The following is a 24103-nucleotide window of genomic DNA, read 5'->3' on the forward strand; positions in this document are numbered from 1 at the left end:
TACGTGAAAACATTAATTCTTTTCTCAACAAGGGATGGACAAACGCGCGAGATTGCCTCGTATCTGGCTTCGGAATTGAAAGAACTGGGGAGCCAGGCGGATGTTGTCAACTTGCATCGCACCGAAGAACCAGAATGGGAAAACTACGACTGCGTGGTAATTGGTGCATCTATTCGCTACGGTCATTACCATTCTGCGTTCCAGGAGTTTGTCAAAACGCATGCCACACGCTTGAACTCCATGCCGAGCGCCTTTTACTCGGTGAACCTGGTGGCGCGCAAACCGGAGAAGCGTACTGTGCAGACCAACAGCTACGCGCGGAAGTTTTTGATGAATTCACAATGGCGTCCCGATCGCTGCGCGGTTATCGCTGGGGCGCTGCGTTATCCACGCTACCGTTGGTACGACCGCTTTATGATCAAGCTGATTATGAAGATGTCTGGCGGAGAAACGGATACGCGCAAAGAAGTTGTCTATACCGATTGGGAACAGGTAGCGAATTTTGCCCGAGAAATCGCCCATTTAACCAACAAACCGATGATGAAATAAGCATAAAGCATTGCTCCGGTTTTTTATTATCTACTAATCAATTATTTATTAACGAACTCTTCGCCCAGAGCGATATCTTTCTTCAGCGTATCGAGCATACCTTCCAGCGCGTTCTGTTCAAATGCACTCAGAGTGCCGATAGATTTACGCTCTTCCACGCCGTTTTTACCCAGCAGCAGCGGTTGAGAGAAGAAACGTGCGTACTGACCGTCACCTTCAACATAGGCACACTCTACTACGCCTTTTTCGCCCTGCAGCGCACGAACCAGAGACAGACCAAAACGTGCAGCCGCCTGACCCATAGACAGAGTTGCAGACCCGCCACCGGCTTTCGCTTCAACCACTTCAGTACCCGCGTTCTGGATACGTTTGGTCAGATCAACCACTTCTTGCTCGGTAAAGCTGACGCCAGGAACCTGCGACAGCAACGGCAGAATGGTAACGCCAGAGTGACCGCCAATAACCGGCACTTCTACATCACCCGGTTGTTTGCCTTTCAGTTCCGCAACAAAGGTGTTGGAACGAATGATATCCAGCGTAGTGACGCCAAACAGCTTGTTTTTGTCATAAACACCGGCTTTTTTCAGCACTTCTGCAGCGATAGCCACAGTGGTATTAACCGGGTTAGTGATAATACCAATGCACGCTTTCGGGCAGGTTTTCGCGACTTGCTGTACCAGGTTTTTCACGATCCCAGCGTTAACGTTAAACAGGTCGGAACGATCCATACCCGGTTTACGCGCTACGCCAGCGGAAATAAGAACAACATCCGCACCTTCCAGCGCCGGAGTCGCATCTTCACCAGAAAAACCTTTGATTTTCACAGCAGTAGGGATATGGCTCAGATCGACGGCCACACCGGGAGTGACTGGAGCGATATCATACAGGGAGAGTTCTGAACCTGAAGGCAGTTGGGTTTTTAACAGTAATGCAAGCGCCTGGCCGATACCACCAGCAGCGCCGAGGACTGCGACTTTCATCCTAAACTCCTTATTATATTGATAAACTAAGATATGTTGCTCCGCTGCCGCGACCTTAATCCACAAATTCACAGTTTACAATGACCACTTCTCAAGAATGTGTAGTCACGCAAATTTGGCGTTTATGCATTTAATTGACGTAATCAGGGAGCTAACTTACGTAATTAACAGTCGCTTATGCATCAGAGCTACATTCCAACAGGTGGTGACAATATACCCTACCGTTCAGCCAAAACAATATCAATTTGATAACAATTAATTTACTTTTAAGCGAAATTTACGCGCCGTGACACAGGCATGTTTCTCAATAACGAAATTTGATAAAATCCCGCTCTTTCATAACATTATTTCAGCCTTCTCCAGGGCAGACTGTTTGCATAAAAATTCATCTGTATGCACAATAATGTTGTATCAACCACCATATCGGGTGACTTATGCGAAGCTCGGCTAAGCAAGAAGAATTAGTTAAAGCGTTTAAAGCGTTACTTAAAGAAGAGAAATTTAGCTCCCAGGGCGAAATCGTCGCCGCATTGCAGGAGCAAGGCTTTGACAATATTAATCAGTCTAAAGTCTCGCGGATGTTGACCAAGTTTGGTGCTGTACGTACCCGCAATGCCAAAATGGAAATGGTTTACTGCCTACCTGCTGAACTGGGCGTACCAACCACGTCCAGCCCGCTGAAAAATCTGGTGCTGGATATCGACTACAACGACGCTGTTGTGGTGATTCATACCAGCCCCGGCGCGGCACAGTTAATTGCGCGTCTGCTGGACTCTTTGGGCAAAGCAGAAGGTATTCTTGGCACCATTGCTGGTGATGACACCATCTTTACCACCCCTGCCAAAGGTTTCACCGTCAAAGACCTGTATGAAGCGATCTTAGAGCTGTTCGATCAGGAGCTTTAATCTCTTGCCCCGTCGCTTCTGGCGGCGGGGAAAATGTTGCAGTCCCCTGTCCCCCTTGTTTTCCCTGCCATTTATTTAACGAATAGTGCGTTTCTTGAGACAAAAAATTCACACATCGAATACATAAAGTAAAAAACGCACATTATGCAAAAAAACATATCTTATTGAAATTAATGCCATTTACTATAAATCACCCTATTTTTAATTCCAATTTGTTATAAAGGTTAAAATTTTTAACAATTTACATTCAATAGAAACAGTTAGCGTGGTATTAATTAGCTCAATAATTAGTGTATACTTGATTTTGTGATATGGGTCACGAAACAAAGACCCAACTAAAAGATTATGTCGAGGTAAAAATCATGAAAATCAAAACCACTGTTGCTGCATTAAGCGTACTTTCTGTTCTCTCTTTCGGTGCATTCGCTGCCGATTCCATTGATGCTGCACAAGCACAAAATCGTGAAGCTATCGGTACTGTATCCGTAAGTGGCGTTGCCTCTTCACCGATGGATATGCGTGAAATGCTGAACAAAAAAGCGGAAGAGAAGGGCGCAACGGCCTACCAGATTACTGAAGCTCGTAGCGGTGATACCTGGCACGCCACGGCTGAACTGTACAAATAAACCCTCATCGTCTTGTCCGACGAGATTGCCTCCGGTTCGGAGGCTTTTTTTTGCGCTAATGGCGAACATTAAAACGCAAATGTCCTTCCAGCTCTTCTTCTGCCTCATCAAACAACAGTATTAACGCGCCAAAACGGCGACGCGTTTTCTCTCCCAGATGAACAAACTCAATCTCCAGCGGTAGCGGCAGGACATCGTTCATTAACACATCCCACAGAGAGTCGAGATCGCGTACCTTATCTTTCGCCAGACCAAAGGTTTGGCGAAAGTCGCGATAAAAGTCCTCCTGACTCTCAATCTCATCAAAATCAAAGCTATAGATATTCATCTGTTGCCACCATCACGTTTCGCGGCGAGTTCTGCCGATCATCGCTAAGTATAGCCATGAAAAAACCGACGCTTTTGGCGTCGGCTCAGATGATTGACAAAGTGCGCGTTGTTGATGTCGGATGCGGCGTGAACGCTTTATCCGGCCTACCAGGGTGTGCAAATTCAATATAATGCAATTTTGTAGGCCTGATAAGCGTAGCGCATCAGGCAATTTGGAGTATATCAGCAATATCAACTGACACCTTTTGCCGTCGGTTTTGACTTAACTATCGGTCAGCGCATGTTGATACTTATGGAGCATACTGGTAAGCCGATACACCGGTTCTGTAACCTGCGGCGGTGCTTGCCAGATGCGTAACTTTTCCTGGTAAATCTCCAGTTCTTCCAGCAACTGCCCGAAGTAACGACGGCGTTTGTCATCGCTACGGGCAGAAATAACGTGGTCCGCGGTACGTCGCATTTGTCGGTGGAATGCCGATAAATCATCGTTAACCGGGATCGGCGCATCGCGCAGGCGCTGGTGTGCGATAATCATCGTCAACGCCAGGCGAAATTTCGGTAAATCGCCGGGAAATTTATTCATCAGCAAAAACAACTGCTGATAAAGCGCCGGCAGATGGTTCTCTTTACGACGCGCAACATTGGTGGTCATTGCGGAAACAGCAGCAGAAACAAACTGATTAAGCAGTACGCGTCCGGTTCGATCACGCGATTTATCCCGCACTAAAAGAATGACAATAAACGCCAGCACACAGCCGACAATTTGCCCCAACGCGCTGTCGAGAAACTGGCTGAACTGAAAGGTCATCGGGTTATCCAGCACAATAATGTTAATGGTACTGGCTAACGCCCCCATCGATCCCAGCCGCCGTTTCTGCACTTCGATACCGAGGAAGAATCCCAGCACCGCCAGACTAAGGCAAAGCAGCAACATACTCTGTTGGGTATTGGGGATAATCACCAAAAAGTAGAGCAGCCCTAACGGCAGCGCCGCCAGCGTCCCGTAGATAAAGTCGATCGCTACCATGCGTGGATTAGGCAAACGCATTGCCAGCGAGGTCACTACTGCGATCATTACCATTGCACCACTGCCAGAGGTCCATCCGGTCCACAGCCAGAACAGCGTCCCCAGAATGCAGGAAAGTGTTGTGCGCCAGAAATTGACCATCGCATGATGACGCTCGGCTGACTCTACTTTTACTTCCGGCTCGCCTTGCAGGATCTCTTCTTCGGTCGCGTTGATTTTGGTGTTGCTGATGACGCCTCGCTTGAGCAACTGATAGCGCGTTGCCGCCGCGACCCAGCTATAAATGGTGATGGGCGTTTCGCGCTCCCCGGTCCAGGCAATAACTCTCCGCAGGCGCTTTAGCTGCTTATGGACGTCCTGCGCAGTTTCTACCGGCGTGTCAAAAAATTCGCGGAAAGTATCTGTGATCAATTCCGGGCGCGAATTCTGAATCAGCCAGGTTTCGCAAGACTGAGTGATCAGCGTCAGCGACAGCGTATTGATCGCTTTTAAACGTCGATTGGCGCGTGCCCAGCGGGAAGATTCCATATTCAGGTTGCTGCGCATTCCTTGCAGCGCCGTGGTGCGTCGAACCAGGTCACCCCAGGCTTTATCGACGACTTCACCATCGCCATGTTTGATACACAGTTGCATTAACTGATATTGCGCCACCAGCAAACTTTCCAGTTCACGATCCACCTCTTGCTTAATCGATCGCGGAGAAAAGAGCAGATCCGCCACAATAGCGCACACAATACCCATGACGATTTCGCTGCAACGTTCAACAGCAAACTGCGGCGTAAGTAGCGGTTCCGGCTGAATGGTGATCACAATGATCAGCGCGGTGTAACCCGCCAGCCCCCACGCATAGGAGTTTTCTACTCGTACCAGCGAAGAAATCCAGGTACAAAAACCGGCCCAGATACAGCACACCAGAATCATCAACAATGGCGCGCGGATCATCGCAATAATGATCACCAACCCGGCAATACAGCCTATAAATGTGCCGATGATGCGCAAAAAGCCGCGATAGCGAATAGCGCCCGAGTACGGTTCTCCACCGGCTGCAAAGGCCGGACCTGCGGCAACAATCGCCGCTGTCAGTACCGCCCAGCGTGGCGTTTCAAGCTGAAAATGAAAACCAACAAACAGCGCCAGCACAATGGCGGTCGCCAGTTTTACCGCGAAGCGAATATGTTGGTTAGCAATGGAGAAAATACCCATCGTGATTAACCAAACTCGCGCAGGCGATGAGCCATTTTTCGGAAGAACGAATCCTGACTTTCGTCGCGATCTTGTTTACCCGTAACCACCACAGTGGCGGTAGTCCCGGCAGGCCAGATGTTATCTTGCTGGTTGTCGAGACGAATACGTACCGGAACACGCTGCGCCAGACGCACCCACTCCAGGTTAGAGTCGATAGTCGCCATACCTTTGTCATCACGCGTGCTGCTGGCGTTAGTGACTCCGGCAGCAACGCTATCGACCGTACCTTTCAGCACTTTATTGCTACCAAGCGGCGTGATCTCTGCGCGATATCCCGGATGTACACCTTCCAGTTTGGTTTCTTCCATATAGGCCAACACATAGAAGGAGTTCTGTTTCACCAGTGCAACGGCCGTTGATCCCCGCGTGATAAATTCACCGGTATAGACGTTGAGGTTGGTCACCCAGCCATCTGCTGGCGCGCGGATCACTGTGCGTTCAAGATCCAGTTTTGCCAGATCGCGGGTCGCCTGCGCTTTCGCTAACTGATGCAGGACCGTTTGCAGCACGTTGTTGGCCTGGTCGATCTCTTCGCGAGACATCGCCTGTATGCCGAGACGGTTACGACGTCCGGCCTCCTGGCGCTTTTCCTGTGCCAGCACCTGATAATAAGCAACGTCGGCTTGTGCTTCCTCGAGCGCCTTTTGATAGCGCGGCTGGTCGATGGTGAACAGTACCTGCCCTTTTTTCACCAACTGATTATCATGAACATTCACTTGGGTAATGAGACCGGAGACATCCGGCGCAATTGCCACCACGTCGGCGCTAAAGCGCGCGTCACGCGTCCACGGAGATTCGGTGTAATAGACCCAGGCATTAAAAATTGCGATGAAGGCCAGAATGACTAATACGACCGTAATGGCCGTACGGGAGAATTTTCTTATTAGTGTTTTCACTTCAACCTCAAACGAACAGTCGCGATATCAAATAAAACAAACAGCAATAGAGCGCGGTGTTGAACAACGCCGGATGCCAGACAAAGTCGTAGATACCTGTTGGCACAAGTACCCGGCGCACTAGCCAAAAAATCGCCAGTGATAAAAGCAATTCGAAAAATATCGGTGGGAAGGACAGCCCAAACACCACGATAACGGGAAACAGACTCATGTTGACCTTGGTTGTATAGAGAGAGCAGGCGTCATTATTTTCAGCATCTGTCGCCGCAGAGAAGGGCATGGAAAGCCGGGCGAGAGCAACATTGCTGTAGATTAATATTTAATATATTAGCGTAACTGTTATGCTGTTATCTATATTATGTGATCTAAATCACTTTTAAGTCAGAGTGAATAATGGAACGACTAAAACGCATGTCGGTTTTTGCCAAAGTAGTTGAATTTGGCTCTTTTACCGCCGCCGCCAGGCAGTTACAGATGAGCGTATCATCCATCAGTCAGACGGTATCTAAACTGGAAGATGAGTTGCAGGTTAAGCTACTAAACCGCAGCACGCGTAGCATTGGCCTGACCGAAGCGGGTAAAATTTACTATCAAGGCTGTCGCCGGATGCTCCATGAAGTGCAGGATGTTCATGAGCAACTGTATGCTTTCAATAACACGCCCATCGGCACGCTACGTATTGGCTGTTCTTCAACTATGGCACAAAATGTTCTCGCGGGGCTGACGGCAAAAATGCTGAAAGAGTACCCGGGCTTAAGCGTAAATCTGGTCACGGGCATTCCTGCACCTGATCTGATTGCCGATGGCCTTGACGTGGTGATCCGCGTTGGCGCATTACAAGATTCCAGCCTGTTTTCCCGCCGCCTGGGCGCGATGCCAATGGTGGTGTGCGCCGCCAAAAGCTATCTCACACAGTATGGCGTACCGGAAAAACCAGCCGATTTAAGTAGTCATTCATGGCTTGAATACAGTGTGCGCCCGGACAATGAATTTGAACTGATCGCTCCGGAAGGGATCTCAACGCGCCTCATCCCACAAGGGCGATTTGTCACTAACGATCCGATGACGCTGGTTCGCTGGCTAACTGCTGGGGCGGGGATCGCCTACGTGCCGCTGATGTGGGTGATCAATGAGATCAATCGCGGGGACCTGGAGATCCTGCTGCCGCGTTACCAGTCAGATCCTCGCCCGGTTTATGCGCTATATACCGAAAAAGATAAGTTGCCGTTAAAGGTGCAGGTAGTGATCAACTCATTAACGGATTATTTTGTCGAGGTAGGAAAACTTTTTCAGGAGATGCACGGGCGTGGGAAAGAGAAGTAATTCCTTAGCGCAGATCGAATAAGGCATTCACGCCGCATCCGGCAACCGATGCCTGATGCGACGCTTACCGTCCTGGACAGATTACGCTGTACCACCAACAGTCAGGTTATCGACTTTCAGCGTCGGCTGACCTACGCCAACCGGCAGGCTCTGCCCTTCTTTACCGCAGACACCCACGCCGTTATCCAGTTTCAGGTCGTTGCCCACCATCGAAATCTGCTGCATGGTTTCGATACCGGAACCAATCAACGTTGCGCCTTTCACCGGCTTCGTCACTTTACCGTTTTCAATCAGATACGCTTCTGAGGTGGAGAAGACAAATTTACCAGAGGTGATATCTACCTGACCGCCGCCAAAGTTCGGCGCATAGATACCGTACTCAACGGATTCAATGATTTCCTGCGGTGTCGATTTACCCGGCAGCATGTAGGTGTTGGTCATACGCGGCATTGGCAGGTGAGCGTAAGATTCACGGCGACCATTGCCGGTCGGCGTCATACCCATTAAACGCGCATTGAGTTTATCCTGCATGTAACCTTTCAGGATCCCGTTCTCAATCAACACGTTGTATTGACCTGGTGTGCCTTCGTCATCAATCGCCACCGAACCACGGCGATCAACCATCGTACCGTCATCAACCACGGTACACAGTTCAGAAGCCACCAGCTCACCGAGCTGGCCACTAAAGACCGATGTACCACGGCGGTTGAAGTCGCCTTCCAGGCCGTGACCGACCGCTTCATGCAACAACACGCCCGGCCAGCCAGCGCCGAGAACAACCGGCATAGTCCCCGCAGGCGCGGCAACGGCGGAAAGATTGACCAGTGCCATACGCACTGCTTCTTTCGCCCATGCATCAGCGCGAACTTCACCATCGAGGTCAGCAAGGAAGAACTCATAACCGAAACGACCGCCGCCGCCGCTGGCACCACGTTCGCGTTTACCATCTTCTTCGACCAGAACGCTCACGGAAAGACGCACCAGAGGGCGGACATCCGCCGCCAGGGTTCCGTCAGTCGCCGCGACCAAAATTAATTCATAGACGCCGCTCAGGCTGGCAGTCACTTCCTGTACGCGCTTGTCCGCTTCGCGGGCAACTTTATCGACGCGGCGCAGGATATCCAGCTTATCTTCGCGGCTCATGCTTTGCAGCGGATCAAGCGAGGTATACAGCGGGCTATGCTCTACCGCGCCCAGTGTTTGTACTTTGCCATAGCCACTATCACGGACGATGGTGCGCGCCGCTTGCGCGCTCTGCTCCAGCGCCAGCAGGCTGATTTGGTCTGCGTAAGCAAACCCGGTTTTTTCACCGCTGATTGCACGCACGCCAACACCCTGATCGATGTTGTAAGAACCATCTTTGATAATGCGGTCTTCTAAAACCCAGGACTCGTGATAGCTCGACTGAAAATAGAGATCGCCATAATCAAGGCGACGTTCGGCCAGTTGACCGAGGATCGCGAACAAGTCCTGATGTTTCAGGCCGTTCGCCGCTAGCAATTGTTCACTTACCAGGTTCAGACTCATCGTTTTTGCTACTCGTTAGTTACTGCGGTAGAGGATTTTTTACGGCTGCCGGGTGCGGCGTAAACGCCTTATCCGGCCTGCGGTTTGTTCCGGTTCGTTGGTTTTATGGCAACGATTATCTTATGAGATTGGGGCAATTACATGCCCTCGTCAAATCATTGCGCTTTTTCTTTACGCGGCTGACGCAACACTTCGTTGATTTGCGGAGCATCCAGCGGACCAGAAATGCGATAGCGCAAAATGGAGACCTTACTCCACAGCGGCCCCAGCACTTTACTGGCGGCAAACACTGCCGCGCCGACAATCGGGTTAACCGCAAAGGCCGCAGCCACGCCCACTGTCGCAGAAATCTCTGGCGCGACAACCGCTTCCATATTGAGATCGCGACGCACCAGATTTACCGATCCTTTCATGGCGATATCCGCTTCCAGGCCATCCACCAGCGTGTCGTCAGTGTGCATAACGCCGTCTTTAATCCACGCGGTGCTGCGAATGGAGTCAAAATAGAACCCTTCGCCAAAGGTATCCCTGAAATCAAAGCGCAGCTTACGCATCAGGGCATCAACACTCAATAAGCGCAGCAACTGTCCGGCATGTCCGGTGCTAATTTCGGTAATTTCACCTTTGCCCAGTTGTGTATGAATGATGCCGTTCAATGTCGCCTCGTCTGGCTGCCACGGCGATTTACGCCAGTGCAAATCGTAATCCACATTAAATGATGACTGGCGTATTGGCGTCGTAACACCAAAAAATTCTGCGGCAGCATCAATTTTCTGTCCGCGCAGTTTTCCTTTCAGCGATGTCCGTTGATTTCCGGGATTATTAACCCATTCACCATCAGCAGTGAGCCGCGAGAAACCGGTATCAATCAGCCCGTTGGTCAGGGTTAACGTATCGCCGGAAATGGTGATATCACTGTCGATGCGGCCGAATTTTTGCCCCCATAACCAACATTCTGCGCAACGTATTTGCGCATCCGGCCAGCCACGGAAGCTGATACGCTCCGTTGTCGGGAAAGGTGATGACGGCGTTGAATCACCACGAGTTTTTGCCACGCTCGGGTTGTAATAGAGATATTTGATATTCGCTAACCACGGTGCGTTATTACGCATCGCCAGCGTAGCGTTGATTTCACGCCCTTGCGCCTCGACCTGCGTACCATTTGCCATCGGTTGCGAAACAATGCTCAGGTTATTCCATTGCTGATTTCCCAGCGACAACATCGGTGTACGTAGCGTAATGTGCTGAGGGAAACTCGCTGCGCTGCCAACTTTTTCCGTTGCGCCTTTCTGGAACAAGGCCAGCCACTCGGCACCGTTCATCGGCGGCATATTGAGTTCAACACCACTTTGCTCCGGTAACGGAGGGAGCGTTTTGCTGTCTGCCGCCCAGATGGCGCGATCGAGCGTCAGCTTTTGACCGAGCAACCAGCGGCTATTGAAATGGTTATCCGCGCCAGCCTGTCCGGTTAATTCAAAGCTGTTGAGATTGCCGTTGACCTTAACGTTAATTGGCAACGGTTCGCCAGCAGGTTTGGCTAACGGTGAAGGTAAGTGACTGCTCACATTCTTCAGATCGCCGTTCAGTTCAACGTTATACGTTGCGCCAGCTTGATAAGGTAGCTCAATGCCCACTTTACCATCCCATGCCATACTGCCGCTTAACGCTTCATTCAGCGCTTCAGGCAGAACGCCAGTTTTCGCTGGTTGCCAGTTGCCGTTGAGATTCACCGCAACCTGGTAGGCTTTCGCCCCTTCTTTGGTGGAAAAATCCACGTTCAGTGGCTGGTTAAACCAGTTTGCGGTTAGTGATTCGCTTTGTAGATCGCCATTGATAAAGCTGAATTTGCCGCTCAAATTTTTCAGAGTGCTATCAAGCGGTTTGATAAACAGACTGTTGTTACGCAGCGTCACTTCGCCTTTCGCTGTAACCAGCTCGCCGTCCAGCGGGATATCGAGATGTAAGCGAGCATTCACATCGCCGTCGAGCTGGAGTTCTTGCAGGGTCGCCCCCAGCGAATCCTTCAGCGGCGTCTCATCAAAATAAGGGCCAACAGCTTTGCCCGGACCTTTTATGTCAGCATCAATCAGCAACTTTTCTTTCGAGTAGTCAGGGATCACTGCGGTGAGATTGCTGGCACGCACGCCACCCAGATTAACGCCATCGGTTTTCATCCATAAACCGTCGTTAATAAAGTCCAGTTCAATATCGAGATTAGTTAATGCTGGCCAGTCCGGCTGGAAAGCAAACTTCGCATTACGCAGCGGCACCAACACCTCAAACTGACCTTCGTTGTGTTTGTATGGAAAAAGATGCGGATTGCCGCCATAAACCAGCGTCGCGTTCTCCGCCTCACCACCCTGAATCGCCCCACTTAAGTAATCAACCAGGTCTTTACCCATCAGGTTTTCCGGGAAATAGCGCCAGGCTTGCGAACCATCATCGGTACTGATGCCAGCCAGAATGCCAAGCCAGGGTTCATCATTAGCCGGTTGCAGGTAGCGGAAACCACCACGCGCATGGACGGCTTTGGCTTTGACATCAATATTGCGGCCATCGAGCTGAAAACCCTTATCGTTATTCAGCCAGCTTAAGGCCGCCTTGCCGTCGACAATTTCCAGCGGCGCACGAAATACCGTTTCGTAAGGCATTTTCGCCTGCTTCATGGAAGCGGTAAACAAACCATTTTCTACGCTACCGGAAAGCGTCCCGGAGAAATGTTCCGCCCCCGGTAGTAATTTCCATTGCTTCCAGGCCAGATCGCTCCACGATGCCTGAAAGCGGGTCTTTTCTGCAGCCTGAAGCGGGATATCCAGCGCCAACGTGTTGATCTTGCCGCTCGGTTGCGTGGAACGCCAGATATCCCCCAAAGCAGGTGAAAGTTTCGCTGCCAACGGGCGTATGCCTTCCAGCCCAGCCAGTTCCAGATTGCTGGCGCGAATACGTAGTTCGTCACTGCGTTTATTATTTTTCCCACCAACGTCCTGTTCCGGTATCCAGGCCAGCGTCAATGCCCCGCTTGGCCAGGGTTTGCCGTCCATAGTGATACGAGTATCAGGAATAGAAAACTGCCAGCCCGGATTTTCACGCGTAATATGTGCGGTCAGATTATCCACCGACAGCGAATGCGTTTTCTTCTCACCCAACCAGCTTGCGCCGCCCTGTTTCAGCCAGACGTCGCCACCGGTCACATCGCCTTTGTCGATCGTCATCCAGCCTTCCAGCGAGAACTGCGCCGTTTCCAGCGCAATGTTGTCCTGCATCCATTTACCCAGCCACGGTTTCAGGTCGATATCATCAGCCTGTAGCCATACGCGACCGTTGCTTAACAACCCCTCGTCATCACGCAGATCCATCCGCACCTGCATCACGCCGTGCTGTCCGGTAAGGCTGGAGAGACTTACCTGGCCTTCCGCACGGTGCCGACGCGGATCGTTAAGCCAGGTAAGTTGCGGGATCGCCAGTTCAGCACGCTGGCCTGATGGCGTCAGAAAGCTGACTTCGCTATCGCGGAGATCGAAGTGATCGAACTGGCGTAGAAAAAGATCGCTGATGTGGCTGGCTTCCAGGCTGTCATTACCGCTGTCGCTGGAAATTGGTGTATTGGTGCGAAAGCGCAGTTGCCAGAAAGTGAGATCGCGAAACTGCCAGCGCATATGCAGCAGGCTCTGCCAGACATCCAGCGCCAGGGTGACGCGTTTAACCGAAAACTCACCGCCATCTTTTAGCTCTGCACGAATGTCGCGTGCTTCAATCGTCGGGCCAAAATTCTGCCAACTGGCAGAGAGTTGACTGGCAGCCACCGGCATTCCGGTAGCAGATTCTATTTTGTTGAGGATTTCCGGACGCCAGGCGTCGAGGTACGGTAAAGCAATACGCAGGCCGCTGACCAGCAGCGCAGCGATCACAACGAGCGCGGCTCCAGTAAGCAGTAAAATCCCCGGCAATCGCCTCACCCGTCACTCCTTGTCTGCTAAAAATGTGACTCAAAAACCCTTTGCCGGATGGCGACCCAGCATCTGTTTACATCATAACGACATCAAACTGCTCCTGGTTATAGAGCGGTTCAATTTGTACTTTAACCTGTTTGCCAACGAAAATTTCCACTTCCGCCAGTGAGTGCGACTCTTCGCCTTTCAAGGCTTCGGCTACTGCCGGAGAAGCATAGACCAGGAAACGGTCAGAGTCGTAAGCATGGTGCACACGAACGATTTCTCGCATGATTTCATAACATACGGTTTCCACCGTTTTCACCGTTCCGCGACCGTGGCAGGTTGGGCATTCATTACACAGTACGTGCTCAATACTTTCGCGGGTTCGCTTACGCGTCATCTCCACCAGTCCCAGCGCCGAGAAACCGTTAACGCTGGTTTTTACCCGGTCTTTGCTCAACGCCTGTTCCAGTGAATGAAGCACGCGACGACGGTGATCTTCATTATTCATGTCAATGAAATCAATGATGATAATCCCGCCCAGGTTACGCAACCGTAACTGGCGAGCAATAGCCTGCGTCGCTTCAATATTGGTATTGAAAATGGTGTCGTCCAGATTGCGATGACCGACAAACGCCCCGGTATTAATATCCACAGTAGTCATTGCTTCGGTCTGATCGATAATCAGATAGCCACCGGACTTCAGCTCAACTTTGCGCTCCAGCGCCCGCTGAATTTCATTTTCTACATCAAAGAGATCGAAAATCGGCTGGCGGCCCGTGTAATGCTCCAGCTTGCTGGTCATCTCAGGAATGTATTCCGAGGTAAACTCCAGCAATGCTTCGTAAGTCAGACGCGAGTCAACGCGAATACGGTCCAGTTCGGCATCAGCAAAATCACGCAGGACACGCTGTGCCAGCGCCAGTTCGCCATACAGTTGATAACGAGTCTGTGGGCGCTTTTTACGCTCCATCACTTTAGTCCACACGCGCTTCAAATAAGCGGCATCGGAAGCCAGTTCTGCTTCGCCAACACCTTCCGCTGCGGTACGGATGATAAACCCACCCTGCTCGTCACAATACTCTGCGACCACTTTTTTCAGGCGTTCACGTTCGGATTCACTTTCAATGCGTTGGGAAACCCCAACGTGGGATGCGCCAGGCATAAACACCAGATAGCGAGACGGCAGCGTGATATCCGTGGTCAGGCGCGCGCCTTTGGTGCCCAGAGGGTCTTTCACCACCTGTACCATCAGATCTTGCCCCTGGCGGACCAGTTCCGAAATGTCGCGTACCGTGAACTGCTTTTGTTCCTCGCCCGCCACACATTCAGTGTGCGGCATAATGTCAGAAGCGTGTAGAAACGCGGCTTTCTCCAGCCCAATATCTACAAAAGCCGCCTGCATACCCGGAAGTACACGACTTACACGACCCTTGTAGATATTGCCTACGATTCCGCGTCGCGCCTCACGTTCAATATGAATTTCCTGCAGAATGCCGCCATCAATATACGCCACTCGCGTTTCCGAAGGCGTTACGTTTACCAACAATTCAGCCGTCATGTTTATCCCTTTTCTCACGCAGTGCGTTAAAATTACTTAATAATTCATACGTTTCAACCAGCGGTAAGCCGACTACGGCGTGATAGCTGCCATTTATCTTCCTGACAAAACAACCACCCAGCCCCTGAATACCGTATGCACCTGCTTTATCTAACGGTTCACCGCTGGCGACATAGCCCGCGATGTCTTCACCTGTTAACGTTCTGAAAGTCACATCGGTAACCACCAGGCAATCGAGAATGTGCTGGCTGTCGGCCAGCGCCACTGCTGTCATTACCTGATGGGTCTGTCCCGATAATTTGCGTAACATCTGCGCCGCATGTTCTGCGTCGCGCGGTTTCTCTAACACTTCTCCGTTCAGGATCACGATAGTATCCGCCCCCAGCACCGGCAAATCCTGCGCTGCTTGCTCTACGCCCGCTTGCGCTTTTTCGCGCGCCAGACGCACAACATACTGCTGCGCGCTCTCCTGCGGATGACGCTGCTCCTCAATGCCCGTAACAATACGTTCGAAAGTGAGGCCAAGTTGCGCAAGTAACTCCTGACGACGTGGAGAACCGGAAGCTAAATACAGAGAAGTCATAGAAACCTTTATTGCACTGCAAACTGCTGACGGATTTTGCGCATCAGCAAGAAAATCCACGGCCAGAGCACACCATTGACTACACTACTCCAGAACACTTCGGGTCTGAAAGAGACGTTGATCACCAAAAACTCTGACCAGAAAACAATAATATCCACTACCAGCGAAAGCAACATGACGACCAGCGCCTGCTGCCATAATGCCAGGTTGCGGAAAAGCTGGAATTTCAGCGCTACCAAATAAGCAATGATACTCATCGACAACGCCCGTACACCGAGCGTAGAACCGCTGATCAGATCCAGTATGGCACCCATCACAAAACCTGTGCCCACATTTACGCGATGGGGCAAGGCCAGGATCCAATACAATAAAATGAGTAATACCCAGTTTGGCCGGAAAACGATGAGGTTATCCGGCCAGGGCATAATTTGTAGTAACAACGCGATGAGGAAAGAGAGCCAGATAACCCAGCGTCCCTGGCTACGATATCTCGCCACTATTGCCCTCCCGGCGCACGTGCAGGCGGTTGAGCACCACTTTGCGGCGGCGTAACCCCTTGTGGAGAGCGGTTAGTGGCAGTACCCGTTGCTGGTTGCTGCGGATCTGGCTGGGTAATTCCCGTTGCCGGTTCCGGAAGTTTTGGTCCCATTGCATCTGGCGAAGGCAACACCTGCGGCATCATTTGCATCAGGCGTTCATTAGCAACGCGATGCACTTCTTCCGGCGTCATTGGATTAGCGCCGTTACGATCCGCGCCCCACAGCAGCAACAGATAACGCAAACGTTGCAGACCCGCAGTCGGACGAGCCTGAATCACGGTATAAGCGCGCTGGGTATCGAGCTTCACGGAAGAGACGACCGCCACCGGATAACCTTCCGGGAAACGACCACCAAGACCAGATGTCACCAATACATCACCAACACGAATATCAGTATTCGCTGGCAGATGCTCAAGTTGTAAATCATCAGTACAACCGTTACCCGCTGCAATTACGCGGATATCGTTACGAAGTACCTGAATTGGCAGCGCATGGGTCGCGTCACAGATCAGCAGCACGCGGCTGGTCAGTTTTGCGACCGCTACCACCTGACCAACAACACCTTTATCGCTGATGACCGGCTGACCTTCATAAACCCCGTTAACGCTGCCTTTGTCGATAACAACCTGATCGCTGTACGGATCGTTAACCGTAGAGATAACCTGGGTCACCATCTTCTGCTCATCCTGACGCAGCGGAGAACCCAGCAGCTCGCGCAGACGCGCGTTCTCCTGTTTGTATTGTCCAAGCATCAGCAGCTCGCTGTTTTTCAACAGCAGTTCTTGACGTAACGCCCGGTTTTCAAGTTCTAGTTGATCGCGCGAGGCCAGCGTCTGCGATACGCCATCCAGCAATTCTCGAGGAGCATTAGAAATAAAGTAGAAAGGACTGACGGCGGTATCCATATAAGTACGGATTTGACTAAACGTCCCCAGGCGACTGTCGGCAATAATAACGCCGAGCGCCACCAGCACCGCCAGAATAAGGCGAATCTGTAGCGACGGGCCACGGCTAAAAATTGGCTTCATAAGTTATGCGTATTCTCGTATCAGATCAGGCAGGGTAAACAGACGCTTCCCCTGCCTGCATCCGATTACTCTTCGCTGAACAGGTCGCCGCCGTGCATGTCGATCATTTCCAGCGCCTTGCCGCCACCACGCGCCACACAGGTCAGCGGGTCTTCAGCAACAACAACTGGAATGCCGGTTTCTTCCATTAACAAACGGTCAAGGTTACGCAGCAACGCACCACCGCCAGTGAGCACCATTCCGCGCTCGGAGATGTCGGAAGCGAGTTCCGGCGGACACTGTTCCAGCGCAACCATCACCGCGCTAACGATGCCGGTCAGCGGCTCTTGCAGCGCTTCAAGGATTTCGTTGGAGTTCAGCGTAAAGCCGCGTGGCACACCTTCTGCCAGGTTACGGCCACGAACTTCGATTTCACGGACTTCATCGCCCGGATAAGCAGAACCGATTTCGTGTTTGATACGTTCTGCGGTCGCTTCACCGATCAAAGAGCCATAGTTACGGCGAACGTAGTTGATGATCGCTTCGTCGAAGCGGTCACCACCGATACGTACAGAAGAGGAGTAAACCACGCCGTTCAGAGAAATAACGGCAACTTCAGTAGTACCGCCACCGATATCAACCACCATTGAACCGGTTGCTTCAGATACCGGCAAGCCTGCACCGATTGCTGCGGCCATCGGTTCTTCAATCAGGAAGACTTCGCGGGCACCTGCGCCCTGCGCGGATTCACGAATAGCACGGCGCTCAACCTGGGTAGCACCAACCGGCACACAAACCAGAACACGCGGGCTTGGACGCATAAAGCTGTTGCTGTGCACTTGTTTGATAAAGTGCTGGAGCATCTTTTCAGTCACAAAGAAGTCAGCGATAACGCCATCTTTCATTGGGCGAATGGCAGCGATATTGCCCGGCGTGCGGCCCAGCATCTGCTTCGCGTCATGACCTACTGCAGCTACGCTTTTCGGTGAACCGGCACGATCCTGACGAATGGCCACCACGGAAGGCTCATTCAATACGATGCCTTGTCCTTTTACATAAATAAGGGTATTCGCAGTACCCAGGTCAATGGACAAGTCATTGGAAAACATGCCACGAAATTTTTTCAACATACTAAGGGATAATCCTGAAAGCTGGGGCGGAAAAGAAAATCCGCTTACTTTACCAACCACACGCAGCAGCGACAAGGCGCAAAAATCATCTGCTGCGGTGAAAATTAGTGCAGTTTGTTTCCTTTGTTACAAATCTCTACCTGAGTCCAGAGAGGCTAAATGCATCAGTAGCATTCCTCGCCTGTTTGCAACTGCGTAAGGTCATTCATCTGCATATGTGCTGCAACAATCTGGCGAACAGACAAGCACGCTCCCGTGAAACGCAGCGCGCATTATTCTACGTGAAAACGGATCAAACGGCAGGTTAAACCGAGTATCTTTGTGAATATTTTTTCACGTTAGTATCAAGTGGCTGTGAGGACGCGAAAAAATCCCCCTGTCCACCTAAAACCCCGCGCTGAATCAGGGTCTGCCACTCGCTTCGCGAACGTACGCCCGTAGCGTAAACCTGAGTGTTGGTCCCGGAACACGCTTCTACCATGCTCTGAACCAACAATTGATTCTCTGTTCGCTTCTCAATGTTTCTTACCAGCCCCGGATGGAGCTTGAGTAATTCAACATTAAGTTCTTTGATCCAACGGGTACTTACCAGCGTCAATCCGGCCTGGTTGACGGCGACCCGACCCCCTAAAGCATTCACTAAACGAATAACAGGTTGCAAGCGACCGATATGTTGACCAACATCAGCCTCTGCAAGTTCAATAATTATGCGTTTTCGTTGCGATTTTTCACATTGCATCAACGTATCGCGTAGCCAACGCTGGAAACGTGGACGAATCAACGACTCAACGGTGACCTGAATCGCCAGATTTTCTTGCGGCCAATAGCGTAGCAGCGGGATGAGGCGACTGACTTGCAGGCGGTCATACTCTTCCGATAAGCCAAACTGCAACACCATCGGCATATATTCCGCCGAGCTGACCTCTTCATTACCATCAAAGATGCGGCACATCAGCTCGCGGTGATGAACCTGCCCCTCACGGGTAACCGCCGGTTTCTGATAAAGACGCGGGCCGCCGCGGCTAAGCATTTGCTCAATGAGCGTACGCCAACGAACGTTACCGCGCCCTTTTTCAGGTAACGAGTCATCGTAAATGGCCCAACTATTGCCGCCTTGTAATCCCGCATTGCGCGTAGCGGATTCAGCATGTTCCATCACCTGTTCGGTATCCTGCCCACTACGCCAGGCACAGATGCCGATGTGAATCATATCATCACGATCGAGCATTTTATTACTCGGTAAGGTATCAACCGCCTTGATCAATTGCCCGGCAATGCTCTCCGCCTCTTTTAATGTCCGGTGTGGCAACAGCACGGCAAAATCGCTACGGTGATAACGTGCCAGCAGCGACCCCGGATAGCGCATCATAAATGTCGATAACAAATTTGTCAGGGTAAAGAGTTGTTCTTCAACCTGACTGTGCCCCCAGGTGTCGCTCAACATATTGAAATCCGGCAGGCGGATCATCATCACGATCCCGTGAGTCCCTACTTTCTCCTGATCTTCCAGTAACGTTGCCAGTTGGTTGTCGAAAAAGAGGCGGTTATTGAGGCCAGTTTTAATATCCTGCGCAGCATAGGAACGAATCAGCGTATCGAGACGACTGTGCTGTTCGCGCGCATTCTGAATTTCGCAAAGCAGCGTATCCAGTGCACTGCTGGCCCCTGGCGGCCATTCATAGATGGTGCCCAGCACATTCGTGCCGCGCTCACCGTTTAAGATACGAGTGGCGCGGGTTTCCAGCAGTTCTTGCCCGGCAAGTTGCCGTTGCAACCAGCGTACAGCCAGGAAGAGCATAATAATGATAAATCCAATCGCACCAGTGAGCGGTGCAGTGGTCATCAGCGAGTGGAAATAGTTGCCCATCGGGTCCTGATACACCAAATGCAGAGACATCCCCGGATGTTTAATCAACGGTACAGTCAGCTCGCGAAACAGATCGCTAGTACCAACCGGACGGTAGCTGCCATTGCGGGACTGGGTATAAACCTGTTTTTTATCGTGCAAAAGATCCACGCGAACGATATCCGCCGACATCATCAGTTCGCTGATTTGTGGCCTCAATGTGCTGAAGTCATTCGACACAAGATGGGTATCGATCGCCGTCGCCACTGCCTGAACACGATGACTAAACTTATACTGAATGGCGTTGTAGAAACTAAGCGAGCAGCCCAGCAGAGTCACAAAAATTGTTAACCCGGTGAGCAGCGTGACAAAGGCCGAAAATTTCGTCGTTAATCTCATCCTTGTGTTAACTCCGATAGTGAGGACGCGGGCATACCAGCAAATCAGATTTATCTCGCAATTTATTGCGCTTCATCGGCTTTGCTTTTCCATTAGCGAGTATAGTCTTCAGAAATTATTTTCCAATCCATCATGCACATGAGGACCTCTTATGCAGGCGTTACTTTTAGAACAGCAGGACGGCAAAACCCTCGCATCTGTACAGACTCTGGACGCAAGTCGCCTGCCGGAAGGCGATGTGACGGTCGATGTCCACTGGTCGAGCCTGAATTATAAAGATGCTCTGGCGATTACCGGTAAAGGAAAAATCATCCGCAATTTTCCGATGATTCCTGGCATAGACTTCGCAGGAATCGTACGCGCCAGTGAAGATCCTCGTTTTCATGCCGGTCAGGAAGTGTTACTCACCGGTTGGGGCGTTGGTGAAAACCACTGGGGCGGGCTGGCACAGCAGGCGCGCGTGAAAGGTGACTGGCTGGTTGCCATGCCGCAAGGTCTGGACGCGCGTAAAGCGATGGTTATCGGTACTGCCGGGTTTACCGCCATGCTGTGCGTAATGGCGCTGGAAGATGCCGGTATTCATCCGCAGGATGGCGAAATTGTCGTTACGGGCGCCAGCGGCGGCGTCGGCAGTACGGCCGTAGCACTGTTGCATAAGTTGGGTTATCAGGTCGTTGCCGTTTCTGGTCGTGAAAGTACCCATGAATACCTGAAAAGGTTAGGTGCCAGCCGTATTTTGCCGCGCGATGAGTTTGCTGAATCCCGTCCACTGGAAAAACAGCTTTGGGCTGGCGCGATTGATACTGTTGGCGACAAAGTGCTGGCGAAAGTACTGGCACAAATGAACTACGGTGGCTGTGTGGCAGCCTGTGGTCTGGCGGGTGGCTTTGCCCTGCCAACTACGGTAATGCCGTTCATTCTGCGTAATGTCCGTTTACAAGGGGTGGATTCAGTCATGACGCCACCAGAACGCCGCGCGCAAGCCTGGCAGCGTCTGGTCGCAGATCTACCGGAATCATTCTATTCGCAGGCAGCAAAAGAAATTTCGCTGGCAGATGCTCCGAAGTTTGCTGAAGCCATTATTAATAACCAGGTGCAAGGGCGCACATTGGTAAAAATAAGCTAAGATTTCGCACAAAATAATTTACATATCGTTAACGAATTTTAGCAGCACTTTGACATTCTCCCTGCCATAGTAATCAGGAGCATACCGGGAGTCTGTTATGAAAAAAATTCGTCAACTTACAGAAGCCGATGTCACTGCCGAATCGGCTTTTTTTATGCAACGTCGGCAGATTCTGAAAACGTTAGGCATCAGCGCTGCTGCACTTTCTCTACCAACCACTACTCATGCCGACCTGCTTAGCTGGTTTAAGGGTAACGATCGCCCGCCCGCACCAGCCGGAAAGCCATTAGAATTCAGCAGGCCTGCCGCCTGGCAAAATAACCTGCCACTGACGCCGGAAGATAAAGTTTCCGGCTATAACAACTTCTATGAGTTCGGACTGGATAAAGCCGATCCAGCGGCGAATGCCGGCAGTCTGAAAACTGATCCGTGGACGTTGAAAATCAGCGGTGAAGTCGCTAAACCGTTAACCCTCGATCATGATGCACTGACCCGTCGTTTCCCGCTGGAAGAGCGGATTTATCGTATGCGTTGCGTAGAAGCATGGTCGATGGTGGTGCCGTGGATTGGTTTTCCGCTGCACAAATTGCTGGCACTGGCAGAACCGACCAGTAACGCGAAATACGTCGCCTTCGAAACCATTTATGCGCCGGAACAGATGCCAGGCCAGCAGGACCGGTTTATTGGCGGCGGCCTGAAATATCCTTATATAGAAGGATTACGTCTCGACGAAGCGATGCATCCGCTCACACTGATGACCGTTGGTGTTTATGGCAAGGCGTTACCGCCGCAAAATGGCGCACCGGTACGGCTGATTGTGCCGTGGAAATATGGCTTTAAAGGGATTAAATCGATTGTCAGTATTAAGCTGACCCGGGAGCGTCCGCCAACCACCTGGAATCTGGCTGCGCCCGATGAATACGGCTTTTATGCCAACGTCAATCCACATGTTGATCATCCCCGTTGGTCGCAGGCTACCGAACGGTTTATCGGTTCAGGTGGCATTCTTGATGTACAACGTCAGCCAACGCTGTTGTTTAACGGATACGCCGATCAAGTGGCGTCGCTTTATCGTGGACTGGATTTACGGGAGAATTTCTAAGTGCGACTGACAGCAAAACAAGTGACATGGCTGAAAGTTTGCCTGCATCTTGCCGGATTTTTGCCGTTTGTCTGGCTGATGTGGGCAATTAACCACGGTGGATTAAGTGCCGATCCGGTGAAAGATATTCAGCATTTTACCGGTCGGACTGCGCTGAAATTCTTGCTGGCGACCTTGTTGGTTACGCCGCTGGCGCGCTACGCTAAACAACCATTATTGATTCGCACTCGCCGCCTGTTGGGTTTATGGTGTTTCGCCTGGGCAACGCTGCACTTAACCAGTTATGCCTTGCTGGAGCTGGGAGTGAATAATCTGACGTTATTGGGTCAGGAATTAGTCACCCGACCTTATTTAACGCTCGGAATTATCAGTTGGCTGATTTTACTGGCTTTAACATTCACTTCCACGCAGGCGATGCAGCGAAACTTAGGCAAACGCTGGCAACAATTGCATAACTTCGTCTATCTTGTCGCGATCCTGGCCCCCATACATTATCTGTGGTCAGTAAAGATTATCTCACCACAGCCAATCATCTACGCTGGGCTGGCTTTACTGCTTTTAGCCTTACGTTATAAGAAGTTCCGTCAATGGTGGCGCTAATTTCATGAACTGTGCGGCTTGTTGCAAAATACGCGGCGTTGAAAGTTATTTACATGTTAGCTGTTGATTATCTTCCCTGATAAGACCAGTATTTAGCTGCCATTTGCTACGAAATCGTTATAATGTGCGACCTCGTTCTCCCTGACGCAGTTTTTGAGCTGCGGAAAAGGTGACAATGGCGAAACGAAGGTATATTTTGTTTTTTGCCGGAGAATGGCAGCAGATCGCTGCACAATGTCCGTCAAGTCTCACATTGACACTCTGGGGCAAAATAGACCGGCGTCCCGGCTGGCTGGAATTTATCGCTATGCATACAGCTACTGTCGGGGCATACGCTTTACAGACGGCGGTGAAACGCCTGTCACAATCACACTAAACAAAGAGTACGGAACCCACTCATGGATATTCGTAAGATTAAAAAACTGATCGAGCTGGTTGAAGAATCAGGCATCTCTGAACTGGAAATTTCTGAAGGCGAAGAGTCAGTACGCATCAGCCGTGCAGCACCTGCCGCAAGTTTCCCGATGATGCAACAAGCTTACGCTGCACCAATGATGCAGCAGCCAGCTCAGTCTAACGCAGCCGCTCCGGCGACCGTTCCTTCCATGGAAGCGCCAGCAGCAGCGGAAATCAGTGGTCACATCGTACGTTCCCCAATGGTTGGTACTTTCTATCGCACCCCAAGCCCGGACGCGAAAGCGTTCATCGAAGTGGGTCAGAAAGTGAACGTGGGCGATACCCTGTGCATCGTTGAAGCCATGAAAATGATGAACCAGATCGAAGCAGACAAATCCGGTACTGTGAAAGCAATTCTGGTCGAAAGTGGACAACCGGTAGAATTTGACGAGCCGCTGGTCGTCATCGAGTAAC

21 protein-coding genes are annotated in these 24103 nt (G+C 51.2%); 8 read left to right on the forward strand and 13 right to left on the reverse strand.

What is annotated here, in order from left to right; all coding sequences use genetic code 11:
- Positions 1-3 precede the first annotated feature (3 nt).
- A complete protein-coding gene (hemG, locus tag ESM_RS0108265) occupies positions 4-549 on the forward strand; it encodes a menaquinone-dependent protoporphyrinogen IX dehydrogenase (RefSeq protein WP_000853977.1) in 546 nt (181 codons plus the stop codon).
- A 41-nt stretch (positions 550-590) separates the two neighbouring features.
- Here hemG and mdh read toward each other — a convergent pair whose 3' ends face one another.
- A complete protein-coding gene (mdh, locus tag ESM_RS0108270) occupies positions 591-1529 on the reverse strand; it encodes a malate dehydrogenase (RefSeq protein ID WP_010377442.1) in 939 nt (312 codons plus the stop codon).
- 434 nt (positions 1530-1963) lie between these two features.
- On the opposite strand from mdh, the gene argR reads away from it, so the two are divergent.
- Both argR and yhcN read left to right on the forward strand, forming a co-directional pair.
- Positions 1964-2434: a transcriptional regulator ArgR gene (gene argR / locus ESM_RS0108275; RefSeq protein ID WP_001257843.1), complete on the forward strand. Its 471-nt coding sequence runs from the start codon at positions 1964-1966 to the stop codon at positions 2432-2434.
- Between the two features lie 362 nt (positions 2435-2796).
- Positions 2797-3060 carry a peroxide/acid stress response protein YhcN gene (gene yhcN / locus ESM_RS0108280; RefSeq protein WP_000695690.1) on the forward strand — a complete coding sequence of 88 codons (264 nt, stop codon included), beginning with the start codon at positions 2797-2799 and terminating at the stop codon, positions 3058-3060.
- A 55-nt stretch (positions 3061-3115) separates the two neighbouring features.
- Here yhcN and ESM_RS0108285 read toward each other — a convergent pair whose 3' ends face one another.
- The 4 genes from ESM_RS0108285 to aaeX all read right to left on the reverse strand — a co-directional run bounded on the left by ESM_RS0108285 (position 3116) and on the right by aaeX (position 6769).
- A complete protein-coding gene (locus tag ESM_RS0108285; protein WP_001028998.1) occupies positions 3116-3388 on the reverse strand; it encodes a barstar family protein in 273 nt (90 codons plus the stop codon).
- 264 nt (positions 3389-3652) lie between these two features.
- Entirely contained in the window at positions 3653-5620 is a 1968-nt protein-coding gene (aaeB, locus tag ESM_RS0108290) for a p-hydroxybenzoic acid efflux pump subunit AaeB (protein WP_000510989.1), read from the reverse strand.
- Between the two features lie 5 nt (positions 5621-5625).
- A complete protein-coding gene (aaeA, locus tag ESM_RS0108295; RefSeq protein ID WP_000854025.1) occupies positions 5626-6558 on the reverse strand; it encodes a p-hydroxybenzoic acid efflux pump subunit AaeA in 933 nt (310 codons plus the stop codon).
- 7 nt (positions 6559-6565) lie between these two features.
- Positions 6566-6769, reverse strand: coding sequence for a p-hydroxybenzoic acid efflux pump operon protein AaeX (aaeX, locus tag ESM_RS0108300; RefSeq protein ID WP_000051841.1), 204 nt, complete (start codon positions 6767-6769; stop codon positions 6566-6568).
- 182 nt (positions 6770-6951) lie between these two features.
- Between aaeX and aaeR the strand changes: the two genes are divergently transcribed.
- Positions 6952-7881: an HTH-type transcriptional activator AaeR gene (gene aaeR / locus ESM_RS0108305; protein WP_000440306.1), complete on the forward strand. Its 930-nt coding sequence runs from the start codon at positions 6952-6954 to the stop codon at positions 7879-7881.
- Positions 7882-7962: 81 nt separating this feature from the next.
- On the opposite strand, the gene tldD is transcribed toward aaeR, so the two are convergent.
- From tldD to csrD, 8 genes are all read right to left on the reverse strand, one after another.
- A complete protein-coding gene (tldD, locus tag ESM_RS0108310) occupies positions 7963-9408 on the reverse strand; it encodes a metalloprotease TldD (RefSeq protein WP_000055921.1) in 1446 nt (481 codons plus the stop codon).
- A 155-nt stretch (positions 9409-9563) separates the two neighbouring features.
- Positions 9564-13364, reverse strand: coding sequence for an AsmA2 domain-containing protein YhdP (yhdP, locus tag ESM_RS0108315; protein ID WP_001253641.1), 3801 nt, complete (start codon positions 13362-13364; stop codon positions 9564-9566).
- Positions 13365-13431: 67 nt separating this feature from the next.
- Entirely contained in the window at positions 13432-14901 is a 1470-nt protein-coding gene (gene rng / locus ESM_RS0108320; RefSeq protein WP_000123205.1) for a ribonuclease G, read from the reverse strand.
- Positions 14891-15484 (reverse strand): nucleoside triphosphate pyrophosphatase YhdE, encoded by a 594-nt coding sequence (yhdE, locus tag ESM_RS0108325; protein WP_000203080.1) that lies wholly within the window; start codon positions 15482-15484, stop codon positions 14891-14893. The genes rng and yhdE overlap by 11 nt, the downstream gene beginning before the upstream one ends.
- A gap of 8 nt (positions 15485-15492) precedes the next feature.
- Positions 15493-15981, reverse strand: a complete 489-nt coding sequence (mreD, locus tag ESM_RS0108330; RefSeq protein WP_000135266.1) for a rod shape-determining protein MreD — start codon at positions 15979-15981, stop codon at positions 15493-15495.
- Positions 15981-17051, reverse strand: coding sequence for a rod shape-determining protein MreC (mreC, locus tag ESM_RS0108335; protein ID WP_000802529.1), 1071 nt, complete (start codon positions 17049-17051; stop codon positions 15981-15983). The genes mreD and mreC overlap by 1 nt, the downstream gene beginning before the upstream one ends.
- Before the next feature lie 65 nt (positions 17052-17116).
- Positions 17117-18160 carry a rod shape-determining protein MreB gene (gene mreB / locus ESM_RS0108340; RefSeq protein ID WP_000913396.1) on the reverse strand — a complete coding sequence of 348 codons (1044 nt, stop codon included), beginning with the start codon at positions 18158-18160 and terminating at the stop codon, positions 17117-17119.
- A 304-nt stretch (positions 18161-18464) separates the two neighbouring features.
- Positions 18465-20405, reverse strand: coding sequence for an RNase E specificity factor CsrD (csrD, locus tag ESM_RS0108345; RefSeq protein WP_001241424.1), 1941 nt, complete (start codon positions 20403-20405; stop codon positions 18465-18467).
- 151 nt (positions 20406-20556) lie between these two features.
- Here csrD and acuI point away from each other — a divergent pair, with 151 nt between their 5' ends.
- The 4 genes from acuI (at position 20557) to accB (ending at position 24102) form a co-directional block, all read left to right on the forward strand.
- Positions 20557-21531 (forward strand): acrylyl-CoA reductase (NADPH), encoded by a 975-nt coding sequence (gene acuI, locus ESM_RS0108350; protein ID WP_001148445.1) that lies wholly within the window; start codon positions 20557-20559, stop codon positions 21529-21531.
- A 97-nt stretch (positions 21532-21628) separates the two neighbouring features.
- Positions 21629-22633: a protein-methionine-sulfoxide reductase catalytic subunit MsrP gene (msrP, locus tag ESM_RS0108355; RefSeq protein ID WP_000723884.1), complete on the forward strand. Its 1005-nt coding sequence runs from the start codon at positions 21629-21631 to the stop codon at positions 22631-22633.
- Positions 22634-23233: a protein-methionine-sulfoxide reductase heme-binding subunit MsrQ gene (msrQ, locus tag ESM_RS0108360; RefSeq protein ID WP_001240070.1), complete on the forward strand. Its 600-nt coding sequence runs from the start codon at positions 22634-22636 to the stop codon at positions 23231-23233.
- A gap of 398 nt (positions 23234-23631) precedes the next feature.
- Positions 23632-24102 carry an acetyl-CoA carboxylase biotin carboxyl carrier protein gene (gene accB, locus ESM_RS0108365; protein ID WP_000354618.1) on the forward strand — a complete coding sequence of 157 codons (471 nt, stop codon included), beginning with the start codon at positions 23632-23634 and terminating at the stop codon, positions 24100-24102.
- The last annotated feature ends 1 nt before the right edge of the window (position 24103 follow it).

Origin of the sequence: Escherichia sp. TW09308, from assembly GCF_000208565.1 — a bacterium.
Lineage (GTDB): Bacteria > Pseudomonadota > Gammaproteobacteria > Enterobacterales > Enterobacteriaceae > Escherichia > Escherichia marmotae.

Bases quoted from the DNA above. Each gene is read 5' to 3' on its own strand.
- mdh (WP_010377442.1), bottom strand. From the start codon at position 1,529: ATGAAAGTCGCAGTCCTCGGCGCTGCTGGTGGTATCGGCCAGGCGCTT.
- argR (WP_001257843.1), top strand. From the start codon at position 1,964: ATGCGAAGCTCGGCTAAGCAAGAAGAATTAGTTAAAGCGTTTAAAGCG.
- yhcN (WP_000695690.1), top strand. From the start codon at position 2,797: ATGAAAATCAAAACCACTGTTGCTGCATTAAGCGTACTTTCTGTTCTC.
- ESM_RS0108285 (WP_001028998.1), bottom strand. From the start codon at position 3,388: ATGAATATCTATAGCTTTGATTTTGATGAGATTGAGAGTCAGGAGGAC.
- aaeB (WP_000510989.1), bottom strand. From the start codon at position 5,620: ATGGGTATTTTCTCCATTGCTAACCAACATATTCGCTTCGCGGTAAAA.
- aaeX (WP_000051841.1), bottom strand. From the start codon at position 6,769: ATGAGTCTGTTTCCCGTTATCGTGGTGTTTGGGCTGTCCTTCCCACCG.
- aaeR (WP_000440306.1), top strand. From the start codon at position 6,952: ATGGAACGACTAAAACGCATGTCGGTTTTTGCCAAAGTAGTTGAATTT.
- tldD (WP_000055921.1), bottom strand. From the start codon at position 9,408: ATGAGTCTGAACCTGGTAAGTGAACAATTGCTAGCGGCGAACGGCCTG.
- rng (WP_000123205.1), bottom strand. From the start codon at position 14,901: ATGACGGCTGAATTGTTGGTAAACGTAACGCCTTCGGAAACGCGAGTG.
- yhdE (WP_000203080.1), bottom strand. From the start codon at position 15,484: ATGACTTCTCTGTATTTAGCTTCCGGTTCTCCACGTCGTCAGGAGTTA.
- mreC (WP_000802529.1), bottom strand. From the start codon at position 17,051: ATGAAGCCAATTTTTAGCCGTGGCCCGTCGCTACAGATTCGCCTTATT.
- mreB (WP_000913396.1), bottom strand. From the start codon at position 18,160: ATGTTGAAAAAATTTCGTGGCATGTTTTCCAATGACTTGTCCATTGAC.
- csrD (WP_001241424.1), bottom strand. From the start codon at position 20,405: ATGAGATTAACGACGAAATTTTCGGCCTTTGTCACGCTGCTCACCGGG.
- acuI (WP_001148445.1), top strand. From the start codon at position 20,557: ATGCAGGCGTTACTTTTAGAACAGCAGGACGGCAAAACCCTCGCATCT.
- msrP (WP_000723884.1), top strand. From the start codon at position 21,629: ATGAAAAAAATTCGTCAACTTACAGAAGCCGATGTCACTGCCGAATCG.
- accB (WP_000354618.1), top strand. From the start codon at position 23,632: ATGGATATTCGTAAGATTAAAAAACTGATCGAGCTGGTTGAAGAATCA.